The organism is Streptomyces sp. NPDC057010 (genome assembly GCF_042673805.1).
Classification (GTDB): Bacteria; Actinomycetota; Actinomycetes; order Streptomycetales; family Streptomycetaceae; genus Streptomyces.
This window is the reverse complement of sequence record NZ_JBHUSC010000017.1, coordinates 106,804-118,603: the sequence shown is the minus strand read 5'-3', so window position 1 is coordinate 118,603 and position 11,800 is coordinate 106,804. Positions and strand designations below refer to the sequence as shown.

At 73.4% G+C, this 11,800-nt stretch carries 12 protein-coding genes; 5 read left to right on the top strand and 7 right to left on the bottom strand.

The genetic code is table 11. The features are described from left to right. Window positions 1-133 precede the first annotated feature (133 nt). The 3 genes from ACFTXQ_RS17440 to ACFTXQ_RS17430 form a co-directional block, all read right to left on the bottom strand. Window positions 134-1,426, bottom strand: coding sequence for a hypothetical protein (locus ACFTXQ_RS17440; RefSeq protein ID WP_382641594.1), 1,293 nt, complete (start codon window positions 1,424-1,426; stop codon window positions 134-136). 209 nt (window positions 1,427-1,635) lie between these two features. Continuing rightward, window positions 1,636-2,790, bottom strand: a complete 1,155-nt coding sequence (locus ACFTXQ_RS17435) for a S8 family peptidase (protein WP_382641592.1) — start codon at window positions 2,788-2,790, stop codon at window positions 1,636-1,638. Between the two features lie 92 nt (window positions 2,791-2,882). After that, the gene (locus ACFTXQ_RS17430; protein ID WP_382641590.1) at window positions 2,883-3,296 is read right to left on the bottom strand and encodes a GNAT family N-acetyltransferase; all 414 of its coding nucleotides are present in this window, start codon (window positions 3,294-3,296) and stop codon (window positions 2,883-2,885) included. A 21-nt stretch (window positions 3,297-3,317) separates the two neighbouring features. On the opposite strand from ACFTXQ_RS17430, the gene ACFTXQ_RS17425 reads away from it, so the two are divergent. After that, window positions 3,318-3,998 carry a nucleoside deaminase gene (locus ACFTXQ_RS17425; RefSeq protein WP_382641588.1) on the top strand — a complete coding sequence of 227 codons (681 nt, stop codon included), beginning with the start codon at window positions 3,318-3,320 and terminating at the stop codon, window positions 3,996-3,998. A gap of 21 nt (window positions 3,999-4,019) precedes the next feature. On the opposite strand, the gene ACFTXQ_RS17420 is transcribed toward ACFTXQ_RS17425, so the two are convergent. After that, window positions 4,020-4,718: a 4'-phosphopantetheinyl transferase family protein gene (locus ACFTXQ_RS17420; protein ID WP_382641586.1), complete on the bottom strand. Its 699-nt coding sequence runs from the start codon at window positions 4,716-4,718 to the stop codon at window positions 4,020-4,022. Window positions 4,719-4,783: 65 nt separating this feature from the next. Between ACFTXQ_RS17420 and ACFTXQ_RS17415 the strand changes: the two genes are divergently transcribed. Continuing rightward, on the top strand, window positions 4,784-5,554 hold the full coding sequence (locus tag ACFTXQ_RS17415) for an alpha/beta fold hydrolase (protein ID WP_382641584.1): 771 nt from the start codon (window positions 4,784-4,786) through the stop codon (window positions 5,552-5,554). A 37-nt stretch (window positions 5,555-5,591) separates the two neighbouring features. Here ACFTXQ_RS17415 and ACFTXQ_RS17410 read toward each other — a convergent pair whose 3' ends face one another. Continuing rightward, on the bottom strand, window positions 5,592-6,116 hold the full coding sequence (locus ACFTXQ_RS17410; protein ID WP_382641582.1) for a hypothetical protein: 525 nt from the start codon (window positions 6,114-6,116) through the stop codon (window positions 5,592-5,594). Window positions 6,117-6,457: 341 nt separating this feature from the next. Here ACFTXQ_RS17410 and ACFTXQ_RS17405 point away from each other — a divergent pair, with 341 nt between their 5' ends. Continuing rightward, window positions 6,458-6,877 (top strand): phospholipase, encoded by a 420-nt coding sequence (locus ACFTXQ_RS17405; RefSeq protein ID WP_382641612.1) that lies wholly within the window; start codon window positions 6,458-6,460, stop codon window positions 6,875-6,877. A gap of 21 nt (window positions 6,878-6,898) precedes the next feature. Here the strand turns inward: ACFTXQ_RS17405 and ACFTXQ_RS17400 are convergent, their stop codons facing one another. Next, window positions 6,899-8,194 (bottom strand): phosphoribosyltransferase family protein, encoded by a 1,296-nt coding sequence (locus tag ACFTXQ_RS17400; RefSeq protein ID WP_382641580.1) that lies wholly within the window; start codon window positions 8,192-8,194, stop codon window positions 6,899-6,901. A gap of 195 nt (window positions 8,195-8,389) precedes the next feature. Between ACFTXQ_RS17400 and ACFTXQ_RS17395 the strand changes: the two genes are divergently transcribed. Together ACFTXQ_RS17395 and ACFTXQ_RS17390 are read left to right on the top strand one after the other, a co-directional pair. Then, window positions 8,390-8,764 carry a helix-turn-helix transcriptional regulator gene (locus tag ACFTXQ_RS17395; protein ID WP_382641610.1) on the top strand — a complete coding sequence of 125 codons (375 nt, stop codon included), beginning with the start codon at window positions 8,390-8,392 and terminating at the stop codon, window positions 8,762-8,764. Between the two features lie 10 nt (window positions 8,765-8,774). Then, window positions 8,775-9,188 (top strand): VOC family protein, encoded by a 414-nt coding sequence (locus ACFTXQ_RS17390; RefSeq protein ID WP_382641578.1) that lies wholly within the window; start codon window positions 8,775-8,777, stop codon window positions 9,186-9,188. A 30-nt stretch (window positions 9,189-9,218) separates the two neighbouring features. Here ACFTXQ_RS17390 and ACFTXQ_RS17385 read toward each other — a convergent pair whose 3' ends face one another. Next, a complete protein-coding gene (locus tag ACFTXQ_RS17385) occupies window positions 9,219-11,753 on the bottom strand; it encodes a DNA translocase FtsK (RefSeq protein ID WP_382641576.1) in 2,535 nt (844 codons plus the stop codon). Window positions 11,754-11,800: the final 47 nt, after the last annotated feature.

The following is an 11,800-nucleotide window of genomic DNA, read 5'->3' as shown; positions in this document are numbered from 1 at the left end:
CGCGCCGGGGGGTGCGGCGCGTGCATCCTCGGCGTTGTTGCCTCGCGGGGGGCCCGCCGGGGGGGGGGGGCGCCGGTGTAAGTGGTGGGGGGGCCCCCCCCCCCCCCACCACCCTGGAACCGGGCCGGACGGATCAGGCGATCGAGAAGGTCACGACCGACTGGTAGGTGTCGGCGAACATGAACGGCGGGAGCTGGATCATCCCCGCGCCGCCGACGGCGAACTCACCACCGGTCAGGTCCTCCCCGCCGGCCGCCTGGGAGGCGACCTTCATCGGGGTGGCCGTGATCGCACCGGGCGCACCGGCGGTGCAGGTGCTCGGGCTGTCCGGGTTGGTCACGGTGCAGGACGGCTGGATGCCGAGCTGCGCCTTGGCCATCTGGTGGCCGGTGGCCTGGTTCAGGAACGGCGTACGGGTCGCCGTCACGTCCCAGCCCAGCGTGCCGCCGCGGAAGTCCTGGACGGTGGCCGCGTTGAACACGCCGAACACCGACTGGGCCTTGCCGTTGATGGTGACCGCGCCGAAGCTGACGGCCGGCTGGCCGTCCTTCGGGCCGAGGGCCAGCGGGCCGGGCAGCACCTCGACGTCGACCGGGTTCGCGACGCCGGGCTGGTCCTCGATGAAGACGAAGCCCTTGCCGGCCCCGGTCGATCCGTTGATCTTGATCTCGTCGGCCTTCTTGTTGACCGTGATGTTGCAGGTGGCCACGCCCGCGGCGTCCGCGGAGCCGGTGCCGGTTTCACCGGTCGCCGCACCCGCGAGCAGGGCGGAACAGGTGACCGGACCGGCCGGGAAGTTGGTGCCGGTGGCGACGACGGGGGTGCCCGCCTTGCCGCTGTTGGGCGTCAGCTTCGTGGTGACCGGGTCCTTGGGCAGGGCCTCGACGGCGACCGAGCCGACGGAGCCGCTGGGGCGCGGGTCCGGCGTACAGGTCGTGGTGTAGATCGTGCCGCCCAGGTCGGCGTCCGTGATGACCTGGTCGATCGTGATCTGGACCGTGGTCCCCTCGGTGCCGTCGGGGATGGTGATGGTCCCGCTGAACGCCGGCGGATCCGACTTCTTGTTCGCTTCCTGGTGGCTCGGCACGGCCGGGCTGGTCACGGTCTGCGCGACGCCGCCGACGAACAGCTTGGCCTTGATCGTGTTGACGGTGTCGATCGTGAACATCGGGATGACCGGGGTCTCGCCCGGGTCGATCGTGATCGGCACGCTCTGGCCGGCCTTGGCGCCGTCCGGGAGGGTGATCGTGTAGTCCTGATTGCCGTTGGCGCCCGGCTGCGGCGCCGGGGCGACGCACTTCATGAAGACCGGGGTGGTCTTGGTCGCGGCCTGCGCCGTCCCCGCCAGACCCACGACGCCACCGGTCAGGGCCAGGGACAACGCGCCCGCCCCGGCCAGAACTCTTCGTCGGAACGTTGTACTCACTGGGTCGCGACTCCTTCGTCAGACGAACCCCTCCCCCCACCCGCTGTGTGGGGAGGTCGAGCCGGTGCGGTGGCCGACATTGACGCGTCGCCGTGATGAGAAGTCAATGACTTGTTTTCGCCCGAAGCACACAGAAATTGATGGGCCATCAGGGGGAGTCTGATGACTGCCTGACGGCCCATCGGATACCGACTGGTCGGTGGCCGGGTTCAGTCGCCGGCGGGCAGGTTCAGCAGGAGGTTGGGCGTGCCGGCCGGGAGCGCGGTGATGCGGCCGGTCACGGAGCCCCGCACCAGCGCCTCGGCCACCTGGGCCGGGGTCTTCACCGTGCCGCCCGCCAGGAGCAGCGCGGCGGCGCCCGCCACGTGCGGGGAGGCCATGGAGGTGCCGGAGGACCGGGCGAGGGCGGTACGGGAGCCCCTCCACGCCGAGACGACGCCGACGCCCGGAGCCGAAAGGTCCACACAGCGGCCGTGGTTGGAGAACTTCGCCAGGCGGTCCGCGGCGTCGGTCGCGCCGACCGTGACGGCCTGGGGGACGACGGCCGGGGACACCGTGCAGGCGTCCTTGCCGTCGTTGCCGGCGGCCACGGTGACGGTGATCCCGGCGGCGACGGCCCGGGCCACCGCCGCTTCGAGGGCGCGGCTGCGGCTGCCGCCCATGCTCATGTTCGCCACGGCGGGGGTGCCGGGGGCCTTGGCGGCGTCCTTCACCATCCAGTCGAGACCGCCGACCATGTCCGACAGGCTGCCGTCGCCGGCGCAGTCGGCCACCTTCACGGCGACGAGGGAGACCCCCTTCGCGACGCCGTACGTCTCCCCGCCGACGGTCGCCGCGACGTGCGTGCCGTGGCCGTTGCAGTCGCCGGAGGTCTCCAGCCACACGGCGTTGTAGCCGGTGCGGGCGCGGCCGCCGAACTCCCGGTGGCGGAGGTTGATCCCGGTGTCCAGGACGTAGACGGTGACCCCCTGGGCCTTGGTGGCGTACGTGTACGAGCCGTCGAGCGGGAGCTCGCGCTGGTCGATCCGGTCCAGCGGCCAGGGCGCCTGCGGCTGCGTGTCGGAGATGCGGAACGGAGCGTCCGGCTCCACGGAGGCCACCCGGGGATCGGCGGCGAGGACGGCGGCGCGGGCGGCGGTGGTACGGACGGCGAACCCGTTCAGGGCGGCGTCGTAGACGGCCCGGACCTCGTCCCCGGCATCCGCCGCCTCGGAGGCCAGGGCGCGGGTCGGGGCTCGGGAGCCGGTGTCCTTGAGCACGACGACGTAGGGGGCGGTGGGGGATTCGGCGTCGGGGAGCGGAGGCAGGGCGACGGCCGTGGCGAGGAGGGCGGCGGCGGGGAGCAGCGCGGTCAATGCGGTCATGCGCCCGATGCTCGGCGACCGCCGCCACCCCCGCGCGGAGGGTGCGCCGACTGGCCCCACGACACGCCGCCGCAGGGGGCCACCTCCGGCGGCTACGGGGCGATCGGCCAGCCCCGCATGGCGAAGAGGCCCTCGTCCCGCGCGCCGGCGGAAGCGTACGTGGCCAGCGCCGCCTCGTTGTCGGCGTCGACCCCGACCCACATGCCGTAGCAGCCCCGCGCCTCCGCCTCGCCGGCCAGCGCCAGGGCCAGCGCGCGGCCGATCCCGCGCCGGCGGTACCCCTCGTCCACCGAGAGCTCGTACAGGCACATCTCGGTGCCCTTGTCGGGGTGGCTCATCTCGACGCCGGTGGCCATCCCGGCCGGCACGCCGTCGACGTAGGCGATGAGCATCAAGTGGCCCGGGGCGGCCAGGAAACGGGCGGACCAGTCCTCGCGGACGGGCCCGTCGAAGAGGCTCTCGGCGGCTGCGATCTCGGCCGCGGTACGGGCCCGGCGGATGTCCATGGCGGCCACGATAATGCCGGGATGACGGATCGTGAGGCGGATTTCGGCGTGGCGTGGCGGGCGGCACCCGAGGCGGTGCGCCGCTCCCTGAACCTCGCCTACCGGGCACTGGCCGCGGGCGGCCTGGCCGTCGGGGCGGTGCTCACGGACGCGGCGGGCACGGTGCTGTGCGAGGGGCGCAACGAGGCGTACGAGGAGGGCCCGGCGGCACCCGGCGGCGGCCCCCTGCGCGGTACACCGCTGGCCCACGCCGAGATGAACGCCCTCGGCGCGGCCCGGACCGGCTGGGACCTCGGCTCCGCGGTGCTGTGGAGCACGCAGGAGCCGTGCGACATGTGCGCGGCCGCGGCGCGGTTCACGCGGGTGGGGGAGGTGCGGTACCTGGCGCCGGACCCCTGGGCGCTCGCGGAGGGCTCCGCCGGCGCGTCGGGGGCACGGCCGGCCGGCGGGGCGGTGTGGCTGCTGGCGGCCAACGCGATGTTCCTGCGCAGCGTTGCGGTGGCCACGCCCGGCCCCGGCGAGCCGGCGATCCTGACGCACCACCGTGCCGTCGAACCGGAGACGGCCGCCCTGCACGACTCCCTCCCGCCGGGCCTCCCGGCGGCCGCGTCGGCCACCGAGTGGCTGTCCGCCCTCTGGCCGGCCCTGATCCCCCTGGCCGAGGCCCGCGCCCGCCGCCTGCCGACGCCGCGGACGGGCTGAGCGGCGGGCCCGGGGTCCCGATCAGGACCGCAGGGCGAGGGCCGCCGCGTAGCCGGCGGGGGCGGGGAGGTCCGTCAGGGTCCAGCCCGGGACGGGGGGCGGGGTGGGGGCGGAGCCGACGTACGGTTCGGCCAGGCCGTTGGCGAGGCCCGTGCCGGCGGCCTTGAGGCAGGCCTCCTTGCGGGCCCAGACGCGGGCGAGGGCGGTCCGGCGGTCCGGCGCGGGCAGGGCGCCGAGTTCGGCCGTCTCCGCCGGGTGCAGGAGCGGCAGCACGTCGGCCACCGCCGTCGCGCCCGGCAGCTCCTCCACGTCGACGCCCACGGGCACTGCGGCGAAGGCCAGGTAGGCCAGGGTCCCGCTGTGCGAGAGGGAGAAGTGGACGCCGCCGCCCGCCACGGCCGGGCGGCCGTGCGGGCCGCCGCAGCACGGGCAGTCCTCCCGGACCAGGTCGACCTCCCGCGGGGCCAGACCCAGGTAGCCGCCGAGCAGCACGCGCAGCCCGAGGTGCGAGGCGAGGTACCGCTGCCGGTCGGCGGGCCGCAACAGGTTCCCGGCCCGCTCGCGTTCGGCCCCGTCCAGCACGGCCCCGGCCGCCCCCACGGGGAGGCCGCCGACCACCTCCAGCGTGGTGTCCAGGGACCACACCGCCACGGCCCCCGGCCCGGGGATCGCGCCGGTCCGCGGTGCGCCGCCGCCGAGCTCGTTCACGTACTCGATCACCTGATCGAGAGTAGCCGCAGCGGTACTGGCTATCCTCGTGCCCTCGACGACGAGGGGGAGCGAACGTGCGAAGTGCCGCCGTCACCGCGGAAGGTGACCGGATCCGATGGGTGGAACTGCCGGGCGAGGAGCCGGCCCGCGTGTACGTGCACGGGCTCGGGGCCACCGCCCCCGCGTACTTCGCGGCGAGCGCGGTCCATCCGCTGCTGGCGGGCCGGCGTTCGCTGCTGGTCGACCTGCTGGGCCACGGACACAGCGACCGGCCCGAGGCGTTCGGCTACACCCTTGAGGAGCACGCCGACACGCTGGCCGCCGCCCTCACCGCGGCCGGCGTCGAGGGCGCCGAGCTGATCGCGCACAGCATGGGCGGCGCGGTGGCCATCGTGCTCGCCGACCGGCACCCCGACCTGGTGTCCCGGCTGGTGCTCGTCGACGCCAATCTGGATCCGCAGCCCCGCTCCCCCGGCACGGCCGGAAGCAGCGGCATCGCCTCCTACACGGAGGAGGAGTTCCTGGCCGGCGGCTGGGCGGAGGTACGCGACCGGGTCGGCGCGCACTGGTGGGCCACGATGCGGCTGGCGGACCGGACCGCCCTGTACCGCAGCGCCGTTCACCTCGCGGCGGGGACCACGCCCACGATGCGGGAGCTGCTGCTGGAGCTGAAGATCCCGCGCAGCTTCCTGCTGCCCGAGGCGGACGGCCCGCTCCCCGAAGCCGGGGCCCTGGAGGCGGCCGGCGTGGCCGTGGTGGCCATCCCCGACTGCGGACACAACATCATGCTCGACAACCCGGACGCCTTCGCCCGGGCCACCGCGACCGCCCTGACCCACGAATGACCGCCGCCGCCCCCGCGGTTGACCGCCCCGCCCGCCGTCAGCCGTGCGCGACCGGGGTGCCGTTCTGCGGCTTCGAGCCGGGGGACGGGGTGCCGTCCGTCCAGGCGTAGACCTGCTTGCCGCGCACCACGACCTGGTACTGGTGGAAGTCCCGGCACTCGGCCCGCTCTTCGGCACGCAGGTCGCGGTGCGGCCACCACTTGGCCCCCAGGTCGGGGCCGACGACCTGCTTCGGCGTGCCCGCAGTGCACTGCGGGCCGTCGAGCGGGGTCGCCCCCAGCGTGAACCGGATCAGCTTGGACTCGCCGGTGGTGCGCACCCGTATTCGGACATCGGTGGCGTCCTTCGGTATCCAGGACGGCAGGACGAAGGCCCGGTGGGCCCGGTCCGCGCGCGTGGGCGCATCGGCGGCGGTCGCGAAGCGCTGCCCCTTCTCCTTGAACACCTGGTCGTTGACCAGGTCGGTCACCGGGTTGGGCGGAAGGTTGGGAAGGGCGAAGGCCGCGGTGGCGAGGACACCCACGCTGGCGGCGACGATGACGAACGGGCGGCGGCGATTCATGCCCCCAAGTCTCGGCTGCGGCACCCTCATCGCGCGTCCCTCCCCAGTACGAATCCGAACTCTGCCGCAGGTAGCATCCGGCCTCATACCTGAGGGCCAGCTGTGCCCGGGTCGAACGAGCCGCAGTCCGTCAGGGCCCAGTGACCCGGCGGCGCCCGGGGGAGTTGGTGAGGGGGGATCCGCCCGCGCGGATCCCCCCTCACCCGTCCCGCCTCCCGGTCCCGAGGAACGCCATGCACCGCCGTGCCGCCCGTCGCGCCACCCGCCGTGACGACCGCAGTGACACCCGCCGCGCCACCCGCCGTCTCGTACCCGCCCTCGCCTCGGCGGCCGCGGCCGCGGTGCTCGCCCTCGCTCCGGCCGCCGCCGCCTCCGCGGCCCCCGCGGTGCCGGCCGACAAACCCCAGGTCCTGAGCCGCTGGACGCAGGGCGACGCCGTCAGCTACCAGGCCTGGGCCGCCGCGCGGGACCACCGGGACGCCTGGGCGGCGTACGGCTTCGACTGGTCGACGGACTACTGCACTTCCTCCCCGGACAACCCCTTCGGCTTCCCCTTCCGGATGGCCTGCGCACGCCACGACTTCGGCTACCGCAACCACCGCGCGGCCGGGCTCTTCGCGGCCGCGAAACCCCGCCTGGACGAGGCCTTCCACGCCGACCTGCGCAGGGTCTGCGCCCGGTACTCGGGCGCGCGGAAGTCCTCCTGCGACAGCACGGCGTGGACGTACTACCAGGCCGCCCGCCTCTTCGGGATCTCCTAGCGCCGACCGGCGCATGCCGGACTACGGCGACGACAGGTGGCGGGCGAACCAGTCGCGGGCGAGGGCGGAGACCTCGTCCAGCGTCCCCGGCTCCTCGAAGAGGTGGGTGGCGCCCGGGACGACCTGAAGCCGGTTCTCGCAGTGGCGCAGCTCCAGCTGCGCCTGCCGGTTGAGGTCGAGCACCATGGTGTCGCGGCCCCCCACGATGAGCAGGGTGGGCGCCCGTACGCCGACGAGCCGCGGGGCGGCGAGGTCGGGCCGGCCGCCCCGGGAGACGATCGCACCGATGTGGGAGTCCGTGTCCGCGGCCGCCCACAGCGCGGCCGCGGCCCCGGTGCTGGCCCCGAAGTAGCCGATCGGGAGGGACTCGCGGCTCCGCAGCCAGCGCGTGGCGTCCGCCAGCCGCCGCGCGAGGACCTCGATGGCGAACACGTTCTCCCGGTGGCCCTCCTCGGCCGGGGTGAGCAGGTCGAAGAGCAGGGTGCCCAGGCCCGCCCGGTTCAGGTCGGCCGCCACCGCGCGGTTGCGCGGACTGTGCCGGCTGCTGCCGGAGCCGTGCGCGAACATCACCACCGCCCGGGCGCCCTCGGGCAGGGCGAGGTCCCCGGCGAGCGCGACCCCGTCCGCATCGATCTCGACCTCCACCTCGGCCTCCGTCGCGGAGTCGGAGGCGGCCACGGATCCGGCGGCGGCCCGCGCCAGCAGATCGACGACCTCCTCGTCCGGGGTCTGGGAAAAGTCCTGGTACCACTCGCCGACGGCCGAGAAGGCGCGCGGCGTGGACAGGCAGACCACCTCGTCGGCCTCGGTGCGCAGCCAGGCCACCGCGTCCGGCGGCGCCACGGGCACGGCCAGCACCACCCGGGCCGCGCCCATCGCCCGGACCACCTCGCACGCGGCGGCGGCGGTGGCCCCCGTCGCGATCCCGTCGTCGACCACGATCACCGTCCGCCCGGCCGGATCCACCCGGGGGCGCCCCTCGCGGAACGTGCGGGCCTGCCGGGCGAGCACCGCCTCCTCGGCGCGCTCGACCGCCGCCAGAGCCTCCTCCCCGACCCCGCTGCGGCGGGCGATGTCCTCGCTGATCACCCGTACGCCGCCCTCGCCGATGGCGCCGAACCCCAGCTCACGGTGGTAGGGCACGCCCAGCTTGCGTACGACGATCACATCGAGCGGAGCCGCGAGCGCCTGCGCCACCTCGAAGGCCACCGGGATCCCCCCGCGCGGCAGCCCCAGGACGACGGGGTTCTCCCCCTTCAGACGGCGCAGCGCCTCGGCGAGACGCCGGCCCGCGTCAGCGCGATGGGTGAACTGCACGAGGGTTCACCCCCAGACGAATGGGGATACGAAAAGACCACACACGCACCTACTTCCACGCAACTCCATCAGTGGTCCCCCCGCAACCCGGGACCCCTGGCTCCGCGGCCCCTGCCCGCCGGCCGGGCGCTGTGCGAAGGTGGACGGGTGACGACGCTGGAGGACCTCGCCCGGCTGCGCCGGGCCCGTGACCGGATGGACCGCGAGTACGCGCAGCCGCTCGACGTGCCGGCGCTGGCGCGTACGGCCCTCATGTCGGCGGGGCACTTCTCCCGCAGCTTCCGCGCCGCCTACGGCGAGACCCCGTACAGCTACCTCATGACGCGCCGGATCGAGCGGGCCAAGGCGCTGCTGCGGCGCGGCGACCTCACGGTGACGGAGGTCTGCTTCGAGGTCGGCTGTACCTCGCTGGGCTCGTTCAGCTCGCGGTTCACCGAGCTCGTCGGCGAGAGCCCGAGCGCCTACCGGGCCCGCAACCACGACGCGAGCGCCGCGATCCCGCCCTGCGTCGCCAAGATCCACACGCGACCGGTCAGGAACGGAGAAGCGAAGGCCGAACCCCGCGCCTAGCGTGGAGCGCATGGACATCAAGCTCTCCCAGTGCTTCATCGCCGTCGACGACCACGACAAGGCGCTCACCTTCTACCGGGACGCACTCGGTCTGGAGGTGCGCAACGACGTCGGCTACGAGGGGATGCGGTGGGTCACCGTCGGCGCGCCCTCGCAGCCGGACGTGAACATCGTCCTCGAACCGCCCCTCGCGGACCCGAACGCCTCGGCCGCCGACAGGGAGGCCATGGCCGAACTCCTGGCGAAGGGCCTCCTGCGCGCCGTCATCTTCGGCACCGACGACTGCGACGCCACCTTCGAGCGCATCCGCGCCGCGGGCGGCGAGGTCCTCCAGGAGCCGGTCGACCAGACCTACGGCGTCCGCGACTGCGCCTTCCGCGACCCCGCCGGCAACATGATCCGCTTCACCCAGCCCCGCAAGTAGCCGGGCGCCGGACGGCACCTGCTCCTGCTCCTACTCCTGGCGGATGACGGCGAGTACGGCGGCGAGCTCGTCGGCCTTCAGCAGGACGTCGCGGGCCTTCGAGCCCTCGCTGGGCCCCACGATCCCCCGTGACTCCATGAGGTCCATGAGCCGGCCGGCCTTGTCGAAGCTCACGCGCAGTTTGCGCTGGAGCATCGAGGTGGAGCCGAACTGGGTGGCGACCACGAGTTCCACCGCCTGACACAGCAGGTCCCGCTCGTCGCGGGTGTCCTCGTCGATCCACCTCTTCCGCTCCGGGCCGACGACGTCGTCCCGGAAGACGGGGGCCATCTGGTCCTTGCAGTGCTGGACGATCCCGGCGATCTCGTCCTCGGTGACGAAGGCGCCCTGGAGGCGGACGGGCTTGTTCGCGCCCATCGGCAGGAACAGCCCGTCGCCCTTGCCGATGAGCTTCTCGGCGCCCGGCTGGTCGAGGATGACCCGGCTGTCGGCGAGCGAGGAGGTGGCGAATGCGAGCCGCGAGGGCACGTTCGCCTTGATCAGGCCGGTGACCACGTCCACCGAGGGCCGCTGGGTGGCGAGCACGAGGTGGATGCCGGCCGCGCGGGCCAGCTGGGTGATGCGGACGATGGAGTCCTCGACGTCGCGCGGGGCCACCATCATCAGGTCGGCCAGCTCGTCGACGATCACCAGCAGGTACGGGTACGGGCTGAGCTCGCGCTCGCTGCCCGGCGGCAGTTTGATCCTGCCGTCGCGGATCGCCTGGTTGAAGTCGTCGATGTGCCGGTAGCCGAAGGCGGCCAGGTCGTCGTAGCGCAGGTCCATCTCGCGCACGACCCAGTGGAGGGCCTCGGCGGCCCGCTTGGGGTTGGTGATGATCGGCGTGATCAGGTGCGGGATGCCCTCGTACGCCGTCAGCTCCACCCGCTTGGGGTCCACCAGGACCATCCGCACGTCCTCCGGAGTGGCCCGGACCATGATCGAGGTGATCAGGCAGTTGATGCAGGAGGACTTGCCGGAACCGGTGGCCCCTGCGACCAGCACGTGCGGCATCTTGGCGAGGTTGGCCATGACGTAGCCGCCCTCGACGTCCTTGCCGAGCGCGACCAGCATCGGATGGTCGTCCTCGGCCGCGTCCGCCAGCCGGAGGACGTCGCCGAGGTTGACCATCTCGCGGTCGGTGTTCGGGATCTCGATGTCGACCGCCGACTTGCCCGGGATCGGACTGATGATCCGCACGTCGGGCGAGGCCACGGCGTAGGCGATGTTCTTGGTCAGCGCGGTGATCCGCTCGACCTTGACCGCGGCGCCCAGGGTGACCTCGTAGCGGGTGACCGTCGGACCCCGGGTGAAACCGGTGACGTCCGCGTCGACCTTGAACTCGGTGAACACGTTGCGCAGCGAGGCCACGACCGCGTCGTTCGCGGCGCTGCGCGTCTTGCCCGGCCCGCCCTTCTCCAGCAGGTCCAGCGAAGGCAGGGAGTACGTGATGTCCCCGCGCAGCTGAAGCTGCGGTACGGGCAGCCTCGGAGGCCGTTCCGGGCGAGGCGGGGCGGTGGCCGGCAGGGGATGGGTCGCCACCGCCGTCGGGAGACCCGGAGGGTTCGCCGGCGGCCGGAACGGATCGGCAGAAGGAGGCTGAGCCACGGGCGCGGCCGACCACTTGTCCCGCAGGCGTCGGACGAGCCTGCGCGTGGCAGGGCCGCCGAAAAGGCCCGGACGCGCCTGGTTGACGGAACGCAAGAGGTCGCGGACCTCATCGGCGCTCTGCGGGCGAGCCCCTTGCTCCTTCTCCAGGAGAGCCAGCACCAGGTCGTCCCAACCGGCAGGCAACTGCGGGTCGAGGTGACTCGGGGGTACCGGCCGTTCGGTGACGTGCTTGACGAGCATCGAGATCCGGCCGGCAGCGCTGAAGGGCGGCCGACCCGTGATCAGGGCGTAGAGGACGCAGCCCAGCGAGTACAGGTCACTGCGGTGGTCGAGAGCCGAGGCCTGGGCCTGTTCGGGCGACATGTAGGCGGGCGTGCCGAGCACCGTGCCCGTCTCGGTCAGTGTCGTGTGGGGGGCTGCGCCGTCCAGGAAGGAGGCGATCCCGAAGTCGAGGACCTTGACGAAGCCGTTCTGGGTGATCATGACGTTCGCCGGCTTGATGTCGCGGTGCACGACGGCCGCGGCATGCGCTGCGGCCAGGGCGGCGCAGATCTGGTCGGCCCAGTCTCTGATGACGTCCAGCGGGGGCCTGCCCTGCTGGATGACGCGGTCCAGTGGCTGACCGCGCAGGAGTTCCATGACGATGTACGGAACCCGCGCCCCGTCGATCTCGACATCGCCGATGTCGTGGATCGTCACGATGTGACGGCTGTCGAGGCGGGCCACGACCTTCGCCTCGCGCTCGAACCGGGCTCTGGCCATGGGATCCAGGCCGCCCCCGGCGGCAGTCAACGTCTTGACCGCGACTTCTCGGCCCAGCCGGTCGTCATGGGCGCGCCAGACCTCGCCCATGCCACCCGCACCCACGACTTCGAGCAGGCGGTAGCGTCCACCGACGTGGCTCCCCTGCCTCATGCCCTTCCCCCCTGCAGCCGCTGGACTGCATGCGCCCCGCTGTGCGC